Genomic DNA, 16,177 nt, shown 5'->3' on the forward strand with positions numbered 1-16,177 from the left:
GCCGCGAACCGGCGTTTCCCGCATCATACCTGGCTGCGGGCGATCATGAGTCAACCCGCGCGCGAAGGGCGCAAATTTCACCATTCCTCCAACCACGGACGCAGGTCGAGTTCATGCGTCCACGCATCGCGCGGCTGCTGATGCAGCATCCAGTAAGCGTCGGCGATATGGTCGGGATTCAGAATGCCGTCGCGCTCCTTGAGCTTGTAGCGCTCCGGAAAATTCTCGCGGATGAATTCGGTATCGATCGCGCCATCGACGATGATCTGCGCAACGTGCACGCCTTCCGGCCCGAGTTCGCGCGCCATCGATTGCGCGAGCGCGCGCAGCGCGTGCTTCGCGCCCGCGAAGGCGGAGAAGCCCGCGCGTCCGCGCACGCTTGCTGTCGCGCCGGTGAAAAAGATCGAGCCGCGCGCGCGCGGCAGCATGACTTTCGCCGCCTCGCGTCCCATCAAAAAGCCCGCGAAACAAGCCATTTCCCACACCTTGTGATACACGCGCGCCGTGGTTTCGGTGATGCTGAAACGCACGTTCGCGCCGATATTGAAGATCGCGACTTCGATGGGCGCGATGTTCGCCTCGATCTCCGCAAACAGCGCGATCATGTCCTCTTCCTTGCGCGCGTCCGAACCGAACGCGTGCGCGATGCCGCCTTCGGCTTCGATCTGCGCGACCAGCGGCGCGAGCTTGTCGGCATGGCGGCGCGTCACGCAGGCGATATAGCCTTCGCGTGCGAAACGCCGGGCAATTGCGCTGCCGGTTGCATCGCCTGCGCCGATCACGAGCACGGCTTTCTTTTGCGTCATGGTGGTTTGTCTCCTTGTCATGTTTGCCTGCATGGAGGAATATGCGTCAAACGAATTCACACACGCATGGAGGAGCGACAATGCAGGACATCAGCGTGCAGTTTCTGTTTGACTTTGGCAGTCCTAATGCTTATTTGAGCCACAAGATCATTCCCGCGATCGAGGCGCGTCACGGCGTGCGCTTCGAGTATGTGCCCATTCTGCTCGGCGGCCTGTTCAAGATGACGGGCAATCGCTCGCCGGCCGAAAGCACCGCGCAGATCGAGAACAAGCGCAAATATCTGTTCGTGGAGATGAAGCGGTTTATCGCGAAGCACGGCCTCAGTGCGTACCGGATGAATCCGCATTTTCCGGTGAATACGCTGCAGATCATGCGTGGCGCGGTGGCGGCGCAGCGCGAGGGCGTGTTCGAACGTTACGTCGATCGCATGTTCGCGCATATGTGGGAGGACGGCCTCAAGCTCGACGATCCCGACGTGCTGCGCGCCACGCTGCAAGCCGATGGATTCGACGTCGCGCGTTTTGAAACGCTGCTCGCCGACGCCGATGTGAAAGCGGGCCTGCTCGCGAATACGCAACGGGCGTTCGAGCGCGGTGCGTTCGGTGCGCCCACGTTCTTTGTCGGCGACGAGATGTTCTTTGGGAAGGATCAACTGCGCGATGTCGAAGACGAAATCGTGCGCGTGAAAGGCGGCGCGTAGTGTTGTAGCGGCCTTGGCGGCAGAGCGGGGAGCGCAGATGCGGTACATGCGCTTCCCCGTTTCGATGGTGCCTGTCGCGTGCCGCGTATCAGGCCGCGGCGGGCGCTTCGGCTTCGCTCGCCGACATCACGCCGATCCGCTCACGCGCCGCATCGTATTCGCGCTTCAGACGCGCGATCAGATCGGCGGCGGGCACGATCGCTTTCACTGCACCGATGCCCTGGCCCGAACCCCAGATGTCCTTCCACGGCTTCACGCGGTTAGAGCCGAAATTCATGGCCGTGGGATCCGATTCCGGCAGCGCGTCCGGATCGAGGCCGCTCGCGACGATGCTCGAACGCAGATAGTTGCCGTGCACGCCCGTGAAGAGATTCGAGTAGACGATATCGGCGGCGTCGCTGTCGACGATCATCTGCTTGTAGGCTTCGACGGCGTTCGCTTCCTGCGTGGCGATGAAGGCCGAGCCGATATACGCGAGGTCCGCGCCCGCCGCCTGGGCGGCGAGAATCGCGTTGCCGTTGCCGATCGCGCCCGAGAGCAGCAGCGGGCCGTCGAACCATTCGCGGATCTCGTGAATCAGCGCGAACGGCGAGAGCGTGCCCGCATGACCGCCCGCGCCGGCCGCGACGGCGATCAGACCGTCGGCGCCTTTCTCGATGGCTTTCTTCGCGAACTTATTGTTGATGACGTCGTGCAGCACGATGCCGCCCCAGCTATGCACCGCCTGATTCACTTCCTCGCGCGCGCCGAGCGACGTGATGACGATCGGCACCTTGTATTGCGCGCAGATCCCCAGATCGTGCTGCAGCCGATCGTTCGACTTGTGGACGATCTGATTCACCGCGAACGGTGCGGCGGGGCGATCGGGGTGCTTCGCGTTGTATTCGGCGAGTTCGGTGGTGATGCGGTCGAGCCACTCGCCGAGCACGTGCTCGGGGCGCGCGTTGAGCGCCGGGAAGGAGCCGACCACGCCTGCCTTGCACTGCGCGATCACGAGATCGGGGTTCGAGATGATGAAGAGCGGCGAGCCGACGACCGGAATCGACAGGCCACGGCGCAGCACGGCGGGCAGGGACATCCCTTATCTCCTTGATGATGGCGGCGGCCCGCGATGGGCGCCGACGCGTTGTTCGTAGGGCGGCGCTTGCACGCGCCGGCAGGGCTAAACATAGCAAAGGCGACAGCACTATGCAACCAGTTGCATAGTGCTGTTTCTCGGGACGCGTTCGGAACCGCGGCGGGAGATTCGTGGCGGGAGATATTCGGGACGGAACCAGGGCGGCGGCGCGGGAGGCGTGGTTTAGAATCGCCGCATGTCGACTCCTCACGCCATCCTCATCGCCCTGCTCGAAAAGCCGTCGTCGGGCTACGACCTTGCCCGGCGCTTCGACCGGGCCATCGGCTACTTCTGGCAGGCTACGCATCAGCAGATCTACCGCGAACTCGGCCGCATGGTTGCGTCGGGATGGGTGACGGTGGTCGAGGAGGGCGCGGCGGCGTCGCGCAAGAAGATTTACCGGGTGCTGCCCGTCGGGCGCGAGGAAGTCGCGCGCTGGGTGCGCGAGACGCGGCTCGGCGTGGATGATCGCAACGTGTTCCTGCTCAAGCTGCGGGCGGATGCGGTGATTGGTCCGCTGGGGCTCGGCGAGGAATTGCGGCGCTTGATCGACGAGGCGAGCGCGCGGCTGGAGACCTATCGCGAGATCGAGCGGCGCGACTTCGGTGCGGCGCAGCTCACGCGTGCCCAGCAATTGCAGTATGCGATTCTCAAGGCGGGTATTCAGACGCAGACCCAGTGGCTTGCGTGGGCCGAGGAATTGCGTGCGATCGTGGGCGATGAAGCGGCTTGAATCCCGGTGCGCACGCCGTTTGAATATGATTCGGATGCCGAAGTAATGGGGTGGGGCAACGATCGCACCAGGTGGCGCATGAACACGATGATGAAAAAAGTGTTGACGTAAAGGAATCGTGGTCCTATAATTCTTTTCTCTGACGGACGCGGGGTGGAGCAGTCTGGCAGCTCGTCGGGCTCATAACCCGAAGGTCACAGGTTCAAATCCTGTCCCCGCAACCAATACCGTCAAGGCTTGCAGCCGGTTTCTTGTGTATCACGGAATCGCGCTGTTTTGCCCGTAGGAAAATCGCCGCGAAACTTAGGTGATTTTTTCCGAAACATCGAACCCGCCTTGAGCGGGTTTTTTGTTGCCTGTTGATCTGGCGTCTCGTTCCTCACCGTCACTGGCCTCAAGGCCGAACCAGGCTGTCTGCTACATCGTCGGGCAAACGTTGATGCAAGGCCATCAGGTCGGAAAGCAATCTGACGGTCTGCAAAAGTATGGCCGCCATCTCTGGCTGGGTTGTCGTGCGCGGTGGCGTATGTGTCCATATCACTTCATCGGCGGCTGCGTTTTGCATGAGGCGAAGAAGTTTCAGATACGAGTCCTGAAATTCCCCGGGCAGATAGAGACTGACGCGCTGGACCGTATCCGCAAATTTGCTCATATCCTGGATTACCACGCTGTATGTGCAGCGCTGTTCCGGCGGCAAACCGACGTTCGCGAGAAAATCATGAGGGACACGTTCCAGCACGTCGTGCACTTCGTGATAGGCATCAAGCTTTAAGGCAAACATCTTCTCCGCTACGACCTTGCGCATTTCAGCACGCAAGCGCTCTGCGCTCTGTTTGCTGGCAAGTTCAGCCTTGTACCTCTCCATTTCGCGCGCGAGTTCGTGCTTGTAGTGGTCCGCGTCGCGCTCTAGGTTTTTGGCCACTCGCCTGGTTAGCCAAGCCGCTATCGTGTCTCTGAAAATGATGGAGATGCCCAACACGATCGCGAGAGTCACAGCCGAAGCACCGCCCAGCGCGGCGAGTATCCATTTCAGTACTTCCATCAAGCCCCCGTTTGCTCTGAATGCTGGCGCTAATAGTATCGCCTGGCGCCGCCGTACTTCGTCCCCTGTGAGCGGTCCAATCCGCTCCATCTCATTTCCAGGCCTGTGTGGAATTCGCGCAATCGCCTTGCGTGCGTCCTTTACCGTCGAGCTGTCCTTTCTGGACGTACCAATACTCTTCCGCCGCTAACGCGTTCAGTTCCGCAAGCGCATGCCGTCCTGTCCGCACTTCCAGGGCAAACTGCCTCACTATCTCGCTGTGGTGTTCCTTCCAGATGCGCCACAATTCCTCATGCGTCGGCGTGAAGAGCGGCGGTATTGCTCGCGCATGGTGAAAGGCTCCCAGGCCGTTTAAACAGCCGTAGAAACTAAAGACGCGCCCCTTGGGGCGGGTTCATTTATTCGGGAAGCGCTCTGGCTTCCGAATAAATTGCGATAGCACGCTCAGTTTGTGGAATGTCAAATCGCGTTTCGCTCACGACGCAGAACGGATAAATCAAACTCCACTTTAAAGATTGTCTGATGGTCTGCCCCCTTGCGTAATTCGACGATTACCGGTTAGCGGCGGAGGGTCCGCCGTGACTGTGCCGGTCGCGTACCTGTACGGTTTCCCATACCTGCAATCGAACGGAGGCACGCACATGAGGCGTTATCTGTTGAGGCTAGGAGATAAATCCACGGCGGGCGGTGTTGTCCTGGAAGGCGCGGAAAACTGCACGCACCACGGAATACCGATTACGTTTATCGGCGCGCAGGTCTGGTGCGAAGGTTGTAAATCGAACGGTTACATCGAGTCGGTAGGTCCGCACCATCCCGCAACGATGCTCGGAAAGCAGCAGGCACTGGAAGGCGACATCTGCATCTGCAAGTGTTCACCGCCGCCCGTTTTCCACGCGTCGCAAGCAAGTGCTTTTCACAACTGGGAGGACGAATGGGGGGAAATGGGCTATAGCGCGAGTCTCGCCGCACTACAGGACATGCAGCGCGCCCCATACGATGAGCAATTTACGCTCACTGACAGCACCGGGCGCGCACTTTCGAAGGTTCGCTATCGCGTCCTATCTGACTCAGCGGTCGTCGCAAGCGGCGTGACTGACTCAGAGGGGCGCACCGTGCGTATCAGTACGGAAACATCGCGGCGGGTAGAAGTTGAAATCATTGTGGGAAGATGAAATGAGCGATCTTCCTGGAAAAAATGAATATGGATTCAAAGTCAATGAAGAAGAATGGATTACGGTTCATTCTACTGCGGTCACAAACACGAATCCCGGATCGATGGTAACGGTAAAAATCAATACCGAAAGAATCTGCGAGGACATGTCCAACAAAGAATTCAGAGAAATTATTAATAGCATTCTCCAGCGTGCAGTTCCACTAGTCGAAGCCCGCGTGCGCGCCTTGAAGTTGTGGACGCCGAACGAGCGCGCACGCGTACAGCGCTGGTTTGGGCGAAATGATGAAACAGCGCGCACGATTCTGCTAAACGGTATAGCGCGTGTGAGCGCGGTCCTGCGCGGGCTTAGTCCGGCAAATTTCGTTCGAACTGGAAGCGACCGCGACAGAGCGACAGGTTGTATGCCGAATCCTGCGAGGTCTGGCCAGGAGGCCGCGCATGTATGCGCGCCGGATACGGCAACGCACACTATTAGCATTAGTCCGCTGTTTTGCACCATGCGGCATTGGTCGGACAATGCGGATTCGCGCGTATCGACCGTAATTCACGAAGTCACACACTTCCTGGACACAATGGCTAGCAAAGATCATCAATATACGATTGCGTTTACGCTTCGTGATTGGGCACAATCGAATTCTGATCTTGCGCTCAATAACGCCGATAGTGTTGCTGGCTATATTGTCGAGGGCGACTAAATTGAAACGAGTCATTCTGTTGCTGTCACTCGCGCTTTCGATGCCTTGTGCGCTCGCCTGTGAGGGATCGTCGCCGATTCCAGGCGTAACGAGAGATATAAATTTCGGATTTAATTCGAGTGAGATAAGTAATGCGGAGATTCTTTCACTCGCAAACTGGGTCGTAGACACGCATAGTAAGCGCTCCGTCCTTAAGGGTGTTTCTATTACCGGCTTGGCGGACAAGCGCGAGCATAACGCTCAACATATCGCAGAAGCGCGGGCGAACGTCGTCAAGAAAACCTTGGACGTGCTTGGCGTGCAGGCAGCGCAGTATGAAGTCACAGCGCACCTTTACAGGCCCGCCTTGCCAAACGACAAATTTGAGCCATCAGGAACCAGAGCGGAATTAACGCTTATTCCGGAATGTCTGGAGAAGTAACGTTTTTCGCACGCCAAATCGTGCGGGCTTTATCCTTTGCAGCGCCGCATCAGCGCGGCGCTACCTTTGCCTTCCTGTCACGCTTCATTCAGCGCCCAATCCACTGCCGCCTGCGCATGGAGCGCCGTCGTGTCGAACACGGGCAGCGCGGAATCCTCAGCACGTATCAGCAGCGTGATCTCGGTGCAGCCGAGTATCACCGCTTGCGCCCCGGCCTGTGCCAGCGCTTCGATCGTGCGCTGATAAATCTGTCGCGATTCTGTTTTCACATTCCCGTGGCACAGCTCGTCATAGATGATGCGATGCACGTCGGCGCGCGCTGCGTCGTCGGGCACGATCGCCTCGATGCCGTGAACGTCGCGCAGCCGCCCCACGTAGAAGTCCTGCTCCATCGTGTAGCGCGTGCCCAGCAGGCCGACGCGTGTGACGCCCGCCGCGCGTAGCGCCGCGCCGGTCGGGTCCGCGATATGCAGGAAGGGAATCGCGATCGCCGCTTCGATCGACGCGCACACGCGATGCATCGTGTTGGTCGCGAGCAGCACGATCCCTGCGCTGCCGCGTTCGAGTTGCGTCGCCGCCTGCGCCATCTGCACGCCGAGCGCGTCCCAGTCGCCCGCGCGCTGGAGCGCTTCGATATCCGCGAAATCGACGGTCGCCATCAGGCTGCGCGCGTTGTGGTGCCCGCCCAGCCGTGCCTTCGTATACGTGTTGAGCAGGCGGTAATACTCCGCCGACGATTCCCAGCTCATGCCGCCAATTACGCCGATCGTTTTCATCATCTGCCAATGCCGAAAGAGGTAAGGATCGAACGAGTATAGGCGTGTGTCCTGCGCTGTACAGGTACGGTGCGGCGCAAGTGTCACGATACGGATTGGGCACAGCGCGCGGACAGTTATCGCGAAATTCGATCACTTCAGTACAGTCGGGCGCGGGTGTATGGGTGCTGCGCTGTGGCTTCCGAACTGGCACCTCATTTCTGTCGCCGATAGAATCGGATCACATGCCGCGATGCGCTGGCCGCATCGGGCCCACAACAAGACGCCACCCAGGAGCTTCGCCATGGACCTGATCGTTCGCCGCGCCGTGCTTGCGCATGGCCATCCCGCCGGCCATGCCACTGTCGATATCGGTATCGAGTCGGGGCGCATCGTGGCCGTCGAGCCGCATATCGACACGCAGGCGGACGCCCAGGCGCGCGAGGTGATCGACGCGGGCGGCATGCTCGTGAGCGCGCCATTCGTCGACGCGCATTTCCACATGGACGCCACGTTGTCGTACGGGCTGCCGCGCGTGAACGCATCGGGCACGCTGCTCGAAGGCATTGCGCTGTGGGGTGAACTCAAACCGCATCTCACTCAGGAAGCGCTGGTCGAACGCGCGTTACAGTACTGCGATTGGGCCGTCGCGCGCGGGTTGCTCGCGATCCGCTCGCATGTCGATGTCTGTGACGAACGACTGCTCGCGGTCGAGGCGCTGCTCGAAGTGAAGCGTCGCGTCGCGCCTTATCTCGATCTGCAACTCGTGGCCTTTCCGCAAGACGGCGTACTGCGCAGTCCGGGCGCGTTCGACAATCTCAAGCGTGCGATTGCGATGGGCGTCGACGTGGTCGGCGGCATTCCGCATTTCGAGCGCACGATGGCCGACGGCGCGGAATCCGTGCGACTGCTCTGCGAATTCGCCGCGGAAAAAGGCCTGCGCGTGGACATGCATTGCGATGAGTCCGACGATCCGCTCTCGCGTCACATCGAAACGCTGGCGGCGCAGACGCACCGCCTCGGATTGCATGGGCGCGTGACTGGTTCGCATCTGACGTCGATGCACTCGATGGACAACTACTACGTGAGCAAGCTGATTCCGCTGATTCGCGAGTCGGGCGTGTCGGCGATCGCGAATCCGCTCATCAACATCACGTTGCAGGGGCGCGCCGACACCTATCCGAAGCGGCGCGGCATGACGCGCGTGCCCGAGTTGATGGCGGCGGGCGTGACGGTCGCGTTCGGCCACGATTGCGTGATGGACCCGTGGTACAGCTTCGGCTCGGGCGACATGCTCGAAGTCGCGCACATGGGCTTGCACGTCGCGCAGATGACGGGCGTCGACGCCACGCGCGCATGCTTCGATGCGGTTACTGTCAATCCCGCGCAGATTCTCGGGCTCGAAGGCTATGGCATCGCGCCGGGCTGTGCCGCGAATCTCGTCGTGCTCGATGCCCGCGATCCGATCGAGGCAATTCGTTTGCGCGCCGCGCGACTCGCGGTCGTGAGCCGGGGCAGGGTGGTGAGCCGCCAACCGCCGCAGCGCGCGTCGCTCACGCTCGACGGACGGCCTGGCAGCGTCGATTTCAAGCTGCATCGCTGAATGACGAAGCGCTAGCAGCGGTATCGAGCGGCCATAAAAAAACCGCGCACCGAAGTGCGCGGTTTTGCTTTTCGGCGTAGCGGTCGTGAACCGCTGTGAACGCCGCGAAGCTCAATGCGCCGGCGGCTGCTCCATGCCGTTGTGGCGCAGCAGCGCGTCGATGCTCGGCTCGCGGCCGCGGAACGCCTTGAACGATTCCATCGCCGGCCGGCTGCCGCCCACTTCCAGAATCTCCTTGCGATAGCGCGTGCCGGTGGCCGCGTCGAGCACGCTCGACTTCGTGGCTTGCGCGGCTTCCTCGAACGCCGCGTAGGCGTCGGCGGACAGCACTTCGGCCCACTTGTAGCTGTAGTAGCCCGCTGCGTAGCCGCCCGCGAAGATGTGGCTGAACGTATTCGGCCAGCGCGAGAACGGCGCCTGCGGAATCACGTGATAACGCTCGTTGATTTCGCGCGCGAGTTCGTTCACGGTCTTGCCCTTCGAGGCGTCGAAGTCCACGTGCAGCGCCATGTCGAACATCGAGAACACGATCTGGCGCAGCGTGCCCAGACCGCTCTGGAAGTTCTTGGCGGCGAGCATCTTGTCGAAGAGTTCGCGCGGCAGCGGCTTGGCCGTATCGACGTGCGAGGTCATCTCCGTGAGGACGTCCCATTCCCAGCAGAAGTTTTCCATGAACTGCGACGGCAGTTCGACCGCGTCCCATTCCACGCCGTTGATGCCGGAGACCGAGAGTTCATCGACGCGCGTGAGCATGTGATGCAGGCCGTGGCCGAACTCGTGGAACAGCGTGATGACTTCGTCGTGCGTGAAGCAGGCCGGACGGCCGCCCACCGGCGCCGAGAAGTTGCAGGTGAGGTACGCGACCGGCGTCTGCACGCCATTGGCTTCGAGCTTGCGGCGCGAGCGCGCGTCGTCCATCCATGCGCCGCCGCGCTTGCCTTCGCGTGCGTAGAGGTCGAGATAGAACTGCGCGACCAGTGAGCCGTCGGTGTTCTCGACGCGGAAGAAGCGCACGTCGTTGTTCCAGACCGGCGCGCTGTCGTCGCGGATACGCACGCCGAACAGCGTTTCCGTGACCTTGAAGAGGCCCTTGAGCACGAAGTCTTCGGGGAAGTACTGCTTCACCTCGTTTTCGGAGAACGAATAGCGCTTCTGGCGCAGACGCTCGGCCGCGAACGCCATGTCCCACGGTTCGAGTTGCGTGAGGCCGAATTCGCTGGCGGCGAATTCGCGCAGTTCTTCCCAGTCTTTCTCGGCGTGCGGACGCGCGCGCGTGGCGAGGTCTTCGAGAAAGCTCATGACCTGCGCGGGCGATTCGGCCATCTTCGGCGTGAGCGAGACTTCGGCGAAGTTGTTGTAGCCGAGCATCTTCGCTTCTTCGGCGCGCAGCTTGAGCTGTTCGTCGACGATCGCGGTGTTGTCCCATTCAGGCTTGCCGCCGCCATAGACCGGACCAAGTTCCGATGCGCGCGTGACGTAGGCGCGGTACATCGTTTCGCGCATTGCGCGGTTTTCCGAATACTGGAGCACCGGGAAATACGAGGGGAAGTGCAGCGTGAACTTCCAGCCTTCCTGGTTATCGTGCTCGGCGGCTTCGCGCGCGGCGGCGATCACGTCTTCGGGCAGACCGGCGAGTTCCTTTTCGTCCTTTGCGTAGAACGCGTAGGCGTTGGTCGCGTCGAGCACGTGGTCCGAGAACGCCTTCGAGAGCGCGGCCTGGCGCTCCTGCAATTCGGCGAAACGCGGCTTCTGCTCTTCGGGCAACTCCGCGCCCGAGAGGCGGAAGTCGCGCAGCGCGTTGTCGAGAATCTTCTTGCGCTCGCTCGTGAGCAACTGAAACGAGTTGTGATTCGTGATGGCCTTGTACTTCTCGTACAGCGCGAGATTCTGGCCGACGCTCGACCAGAACTCGGTCACGCGCGGCAGATTCTCGCCGTAGACGGCGCGCAGCTCGGGCGTATCGGCGACGGCGTTCAGGTGGCCGATCACGCCCCAGGCGCGCGAGAGCGGTTCGGTGACGCGCTCGACGGGCTCGACCACGTCGCTCCATTGCGCGGGCGTCATTGGTTGCGCGGCGCGTTCGACGGCGGCGTTGGCGTTCGCGAGCAGCACGTCGAGCGCGGGCGTCACGTGTTCGGGGCGGATTTCGCCGAAGCGCGGCAGGCCGGAGAAGTCGAGCAGCGGATTATCGGAGGAAGTCGTTGCCATGGTGCGTCCTGTTCCTTCTGTCGCGGTTAATCGATTCGGGGCGCCGCGTGGTCGCGCGCCCCGGCTGTGGGTTCGTTAGATCGGTTATTGGGGCGCAGTGCGCGCTTTCCAACCGGGTCATGCGAGCAAATTAGCAGAAGTCGGCTCGCGGCGGCGAAATCCCGACGCGCGAAACGGCGCGCGCACGGGCATCAGGCGTAAAAAAGCCCCGGATTTCCGGGGCTTTTTTAATATCGACGCAGGCGGCGCCATGTTGCGCCGCGCAATGCGAGGCTTGGTGCAACGGGCGGCAAACAGCGGGCCAACAGAGATCCTACACGCCGGCTGCGCGCTCCGCGGCTTCGATCGTGTTGACGAGCAGCATGGTGATGGTCATCGGACCGACGCCGCCCGGCACCGGCGTGATGAAGCCGGCCTTGTCCTTGAGGCCCGCGAAGTCGACGTCGCCGCACAGCTTGCCGTTGTCGTCGCGGTTCATGCCCACGTCGATCACGGTCGCGCCCGGCTTGATCATGTCGGCGGTCAGCACGTTGCGCTTGCCGACGGCGGCCACGACGATGTCCGCGTCGAGCGTGTGATTCGCGAGGTCGCGCGTCTTGCTGTGGCAGATCGTGACCGTCGCGCCCTTTTCGAGCAGCAGCAGCGCCATCGGCTTGCCGACGATGTTCGAGCGGCCGATCACCACGGCGTTCGCGCCTTCGAGCGGAATCTTGTATTCCTCGAACATCTTCATCACGCCGTAAGGCGTGCAGGGGCGGAACAGCGGCTGGCCGGTCATGAGCGCGCCGGCGTTGGCGACGTGGAAGCCGTCGACGTCCTTCTCGGGCGCGATCGCTTCGATCACCTTGTGGCTGTCGATATGCTTGGGCAGCGGCAGTTGCACGAGGATGCCGTGGATCTTCGGATCGTTGTTCAGTTCGTCGATGCGCTTGAGCAGATCGGCTTCCGAGAGCGTATCCGGATAGCGGTCGTACGACGAATGGAGGCCGTTATCCTCGCACGCCTTGATCTTGTTGCGCACGTAGACCTCGCTCGCCGGATTGTCGCCGACCAGCACGACCGCGAGGCCCGGCTGATGGCCGCGTGCGGCGAGAGCGGCAGCGCGCGTGGCGACGTCGGCGCGCAGTTTCTTGGAGAGGGCGAGGCCGTCGATGAGGGTGGCAGTCATGGTCGGTCGAGAGTCGAGTGAGGCAGATGACAAAAGCGCGGAGCGCGAGTCGCCGGGGCAAGCGGCGGGGCGCAAACGAAGCGAATCCTAAGCGAATCCTGCGTCGCCGCGCGGATGAACAATCGCGCGAAAGCGGGCGCCGCTGTGGAGGCCGACATTATACCCGTGCGACGGGCGTGACTTGTCGCGGCCGGACGGATCGGCGGCCGGTTCTGGAAGGAAAACTGCGGAGAATGACGGTGAAGCCGTGCGGCGGTTGCCGCAGCGGCTTCACGAATGACGCAGCGATTACTGCTGCTGCGCCTGTTGCGGCTTGTTGGAGAGCGCCAGACGGAGCAGGTCGGCGACCGTGTTCACGTTGAGCTTTTCCATGATGTTCGCGCGGTGCGCTTCGACGGTCTTGATGCTGATGCCGAGGTCGTCGGCGATCTGCTTGTTCAGGCGGCCCGCGATGATGCGCTCGAGCACCTGATGCTCGCGCGCCGTGAGCTTGCCCAGACGTTCGGCCGCCGCGCGCTGCTGCTGCACGTTGGTGCTTTCGCTGCGCGCCTTGTCGAGCATGCGCTCGACCAGCTTGCGCAGTTCGGCTTCGTCGAACGGCTTCTCGATGAAGTCCATCGCGCCCTTCTTCATCGTGGAGACGGCCATCGGCACGTCGCCGTGGCCCGTGACGAAGATGATCGGCAGCGACGCGTTGTCGGCGATCAGGCGCTCCTGGAGTTCGAGCCCGCTCATGCCCTGCATGCGCACGTCCAGAATCAGACAGGCGATCTGACCGGCTTGCTGCGCGGGCTGGTACGCCTCGAGGAATTCTTCCGCGCTCGTGAAGCACTGAACGCGGTAGCCGTTCGCTTCGAGCAGCCAGCGCAGGGAGTCTCGGACGGCCTCGTCGTCGTCGACGACAAAGACGGTTTCCTGGGTGGTGACTGGGCTGTTCATGGCTCTCCCGTAACGGTTTGTGGAGTCGGTTCGTCACGACCGTCCCGCGAGGGCTGGTCGGACTCGCCGATGGGCAGACTGCAATGGAACGTGGCGCCGCTGATGTGGCCGTCTGCTTCGACGTTGTTGACCACCCAGAGACGCCCGCGATGCGATTCGATGATCGAGCGGCAAATATTCAGCCCCATGCCCATGCCGTCGGACTTGGTGCTGTAGAACGGTTCGAACAGGCGCTCGGCGGTGGCTTCGTCCACGCCCGGCCCCTGGTCGATCACGCTGATGCAGACGTGGCCGCCTTCGCGCTTCACGATCACGCGGATCACCGGGTCGATCGCCGCATCGGGCGCATTCGGACGCGCGTCGGCCATCGCTTCGGCGGCGTTCTTCAAGAGGTTGACGAGCACCTGCTCGATCAGCACCGGATCGACGTAGATCACGGGCATGCGCGAGCGCATGTCGGTCACGATGCGGATACGGCGCTTGCGCGCTTCGATCTCGGCGAGCCCCACGGCGTCGGCGACGATGTCGGCGACACGCGCGGCCTGGCGCTTAGGTTCGGAGCGCTTCACGAATTCACGGATGCGCTTGATGATCATGCCCGCGCGCACGGCCTGCTGCGCGGTTTTTTCGAGCGCGGGCAGCAGGTTCTCGGGCGCGCCGCGGCCCGATTTCACCAGCGCGACGGTGCCCGAGGCGTAGTTGTTGATCGCCGCGAGCGGCTGGTTCAACTCGTGCGCGAGCGACGAGGCCATTTCGCCCATCGTCATCAGGCGGCTCGTGAACTGCAGCTTTTCGTCCTGCTGGCGGGCCAGTTCCTGCGCCTGCTTGCGCGTGGTGATGTCGGTTGCGATCTGCATCTGGGCGAGGTGGCCGTCGACCCACTGAATATACTGGCGGCGCACTTCGAACCACTTCTGGATGCTCTCGACGTAGATCTCCTGCGCGTCGGCGGTGCTCTCGGTGAGCGCCGTGGCGGGCAGGCCGGCGAAGGCGTCGACCATGTCGATGGAGTCCGACGAGGCGCTCGACGAATCGAAACCGCCGCCGCCCGCGAGTTCCAGATGGCCGTCCGGGCGGATGCCGAACAGATGACGGTAGTAGCGGTTGGCGAACAGCAGTTCGGCTTCGTCGGCGGCCAGCACGGAGACGGCCGCGTCGAGGCTTTCGAGCACGGTCGTGAAGCGCTCGTGGGCGGCGGCGAGTTCTTCGCGCGCGCGTTTCGGTTCGGTGATGTCGGTCATCGACGACATCCAGCCGGTCTGGCGGCCCGAGCTGTCGATCAGCGGCGAGACGTAGAGGCGCGCGTGGAACTGCGAACTGTCCTTGCGGCGCACGCGCAGCTCGAAGCCCGAGGAGGGCGCTTTGCCGCGCAGCGTCATGTCGAGCTGGCGCTGCATTTCCGGATAGCTGTCGCGCGGCCAGTAGGGGAACGGCGCGGTCTTGCCGACCAGATCGCTTTCGTCCCAGCCGGTCATGCGGCAAAAGGCCGGGTTGACGTGCGTGATGCGGCCATGCATGTCGAGCACGCGCATGCCGATCAGCACGGAATTTTCCATCGCGCGGCGGAAGAACGCTTCCGCATAGAGCGCCTGCTGCGCCTCGAAGCGCTGGCGCGTGTGCTTCCACAGGCTCCAGAGGCTCCACAGCACGAAGCAGGAGAGCCCCGCGACCAGCCACACGAGCGTGTTGTTCGTGAAGTTGGTCATCTGCGGATACGAATAGACGCGCACCGAGACGCCCTGACCCGGCGGATCGAGCGGCAGATCGTAATAGACGTCGCGCGGCAGGCGCGGGCGCGTCGAGGTAGTGGCGAGTTCGCGGTTGTTCGCGTCGAGGATCGAAATCTTGTACTTGGCCGACAGCTCCGGCGGGATGTCGTGCTTCAGGATGCCTTCGACCGAGAACACGGCCGCGATGGAGCCAAGAAATTCGCGATCGCGGTATACCGGCGTCTGGAGCGTGATGTAGCCGTTGCCGACGTCGTCGTAAATGAGCGGCGAATAGACCTGGCGGCGCGTGGAGCGCGCCTCGGCGAACGCGGCCTTCACGGCATCGTCCATCTGCGAGTCGTTGGGCTTGGCGAGGCGCTGTCCGAAGACCGGCAGCGCGGTATTGGGCCAGCGCGGCTCCTGCTGGCTGGTGTACCAGTTCAGGTAAAGGATTTCGGGATGGCCCTGCATGATGTCCGTGGTGGACACCTGGAACGACTGCGGGTCGTTATGGCCCGCGACCAGATCGCGCGCCAGCGCCTGCAATTGCTCTTGCGCGCCCGTCATGGAGAGGCGGATCTGTTGCTGGGCCCAGGCCACGTTGCGATAGAGCGTGTCTTCCTGCTGCTGCTGCTCGCGGCGGTTGAGGCTCCAGAGGATCAGGCTCATGACGATCAGAAATACGAGGATCGACAGGAGCGGCGTCAACAAATAGGAGTTCGACCACCAGGGTCCGTGGTGCCAGCGAGACGGCGACGACTCGCCGGGCGAACCGGGCGGCCGCGCCGAGCGTGCGAAAAGCCGTTCGGTCAACATGGCAAGGATTGTAGCTCAGCGTAAGAGTCCAAAATGCCGTGAAAAAAGCATTAAATCGCAGATAAACCGGCCCAAACTGGTTGATATAGGCGCAAGGGCCCGAACGATTCAGCGTGCGCTGCAGCAATTTTTTGCATTATGAAATGTCATCTCGCGATTCGAAAATTTCCTTGCGCGAGTTCGGGGGGCGTCATTACAATCGCCCGCAAAGCTGCTGCGGTCGGCCCGGTTACGTCTGGGCGTCGTCGCCCGCATGGTCCGATCAACAGCGTTCCCCTACATCCAGGAGA

General features: G+C 62.1%; 14 protein-coding genes and 1 tRNA gene. 7 read left to right on the forward strand and 8 right to left on the reverse strand.

Annotated elements, in window-relative coordinates; genetic code table 11:
• Nucleotides 1-77 precede the first annotated feature (77 nt).
• Nucleotides 78-806 (reverse strand): SDR family oxidoreductase, encoded by a 729-nt coding sequence (locus BMY06_RS17830; RefSeq protein WP_074984400.1) that lies wholly within the window; start codon nucleotides 804-806, stop codon nucleotides 78-80.
• 80 nt (nucleotides 807-886) lie between these two features.
• On the opposite strand from BMY06_RS17830, the gene BMY06_RS17835 reads away from it, so the two are divergent.
• A complete protein-coding gene (locus tag BMY06_RS17835; protein ID WP_065060289.1) occupies nucleotides 887-1,507 on the forward strand; it encodes a 2-hydroxychromene-2-carboxylate isomerase in 621 nt (206 codons plus the stop codon).
• Between the two features lie 88 nt (nucleotides 1,508-1,595).
• Here the strand turns inward: BMY06_RS17835 and BMY06_RS17840 are convergent, their stop codons facing one another.
• Entirely contained in the window at nucleotides 1,596-2,585 is a 990-nt protein-coding gene (locus tag BMY06_RS17840; RefSeq protein WP_065060288.1) for an NAD(P)H-dependent flavin oxidoreductase, read from the reverse strand.
• Nucleotides 2,586-2,820: 235 nt separating this feature from the next.
• Between BMY06_RS17840 and BMY06_RS17845 the strand changes: the two genes are divergently transcribed.
• Together BMY06_RS17845 and BMY06_RS17850 are read left to right on the forward strand one after the other, a co-directional pair.
• Complete coding sequence (locus tag BMY06_RS17845; protein ID WP_065060287.1) at nucleotides 2,821-3,357, forward strand: PadR family transcriptional regulator; 537 nt, start codon at nucleotides 2,821-2,823, stop codon at nucleotides 3,355-3,357.
• A 147-nt stretch (nucleotides 3,358-3,504) separates the two neighbouring features.
• Nucleotides 3,505-3,581, forward strand: a tRNA-Met gene (locus BMY06_RS17850).
• Between the two features lie 170 nt (nucleotides 3,582-3,751).
• Here BMY06_RS17850 and BMY06_RS17855 read toward each other — a convergent pair.
• Nucleotides 3,752-4,399 carry a hypothetical protein gene (locus BMY06_RS17855; protein WP_124263161.1) on the reverse strand — a complete coding sequence of 216 codons (648 nt, stop codon included), beginning with the start codon at nucleotides 4,397-4,399 and terminating at the stop codon, nucleotides 3,752-3,754.
• A 641-nt stretch (nucleotides 4,400-5,040) separates the two neighbouring features.
• Here BMY06_RS17855 and BMY06_RS17860 point away from each other — a divergent pair.
• Genes BMY06_RS17860 through BMY06_RS38770 form a run of 3 tightly spaced genes read left to right on the forward strand, consistent with a single transcriptional unit; the run spans nucleotide 5,041 to nucleotide 6,689 of the window.
• Complete coding sequence (locus BMY06_RS17860) at nucleotides 5,041-5,571, forward strand: PAAR domain-containing protein (protein WP_074984403.1); 531 nt, start codon at nucleotides 5,041-5,043, stop codon at nucleotides 5,569-5,571.
• 1 nt (nucleotide 5,572) lies between these two features.
• Nucleotides 5,573-6,268, forward strand: coding sequence for a M35 family metalloendopeptidase (locus BMY06_RS17865; protein WP_074984405.1), 696 nt, complete (start codon nucleotides 5,573-5,575; stop codon nucleotides 6,266-6,268).
• Between the two features lies 1 nt (nucleotide 6,269).
• Nucleotides 6,270-6,689, forward strand: a complete 420-nt coding sequence (locus tag BMY06_RS38770) for an OmpA family protein (RefSeq protein WP_124261188.1) — start codon at nucleotides 6,270-6,272, stop codon at nucleotides 6,687-6,689.
• Between the two features lie 77 nt (nucleotides 6,690-6,766).
• Here the strand turns inward: BMY06_RS38770 and BMY06_RS17870 are convergent, their stop codons facing one another.
• Entirely contained in the window at nucleotides 6,767-7,465 is a 699-nt protein-coding gene (locus tag BMY06_RS17870) for an aspartate/glutamate racemase family protein (protein ID WP_074984573.1), read from the reverse strand.
• A gap of 283 nt (nucleotides 7,466-7,748) precedes the next feature.
• Between BMY06_RS17870 and BMY06_RS17875 the strand changes: the two genes are divergently transcribed.
• Nucleotides 7,749-9,047, forward strand: coding sequence for an amidohydrolase family protein (locus BMY06_RS17875; protein WP_074984406.1), 1,299 nt, complete (start codon nucleotides 7,749-7,751; stop codon nucleotides 9,045-9,047).
• 111 nt (nucleotides 9,048-9,158) lie between these two features.
• Here BMY06_RS17875 and BMY06_RS17880 read toward each other — a convergent pair whose 3' ends face one another.
• The 4 genes from BMY06_RS17880 to fixL form a co-directional block, all read right to left on the reverse strand.
• Nucleotides 9,159-11,255 carry a M3 family metallopeptidase gene (locus tag BMY06_RS17880; RefSeq protein WP_074984408.1) on the reverse strand — a complete coding sequence of 699 codons (2,097 nt, stop codon included), beginning with the start codon at nucleotides 11,253-11,255 and terminating at the stop codon, nucleotides 9,159-9,161.
• A 313-nt stretch (nucleotides 11,256-11,568) separates the two neighbouring features.
• A complete protein-coding gene (gene folD, locus BMY06_RS17885; protein WP_074984410.1) occupies nucleotides 11,569-12,423 on the reverse strand; it encodes a bifunctional methylenetetrahydrofolate dehydrogenase/methenyltetrahydrofolate cyclohydrolase FolD in 855 nt (284 codons plus the stop codon).
• A gap of 288 nt (nucleotides 12,424-12,711) precedes the next feature.
• A complete protein-coding gene (gene fixJ, locus BMY06_RS17890; protein ID WP_065060281.1) occupies nucleotides 12,712-13,362 on the reverse strand; it encodes an oxygen response regulator transcription factor FixJ in 651 nt (216 codons plus the stop codon).
• The gene (fixL, locus tag BMY06_RS17895) at nucleotides 13,359-15,887 is read right to left on the reverse strand and encodes an oxygen sensor histidine kinase FixL (protein WP_074984412.1); all 2,529 of its coding nucleotides are present in this window, start codon (nucleotides 15,885-15,887) and stop codon (nucleotides 13,359-13,361) included. Before fixL ends, fixJ begins: the two co-directional genes overlap by 4 nt.
• Between the last annotated feature and the right edge of the window lie 290 nt (nucleotides 15,888-16,177).

The organism is Paraburkholderia tropica (assembly GCF_900109265.1).
GTDB lineage: Bacteria > Pseudomonadota > Gammaproteobacteria > Burkholderiales > Burkholderiaceae > Paraburkholderia > Paraburkholderia tropica.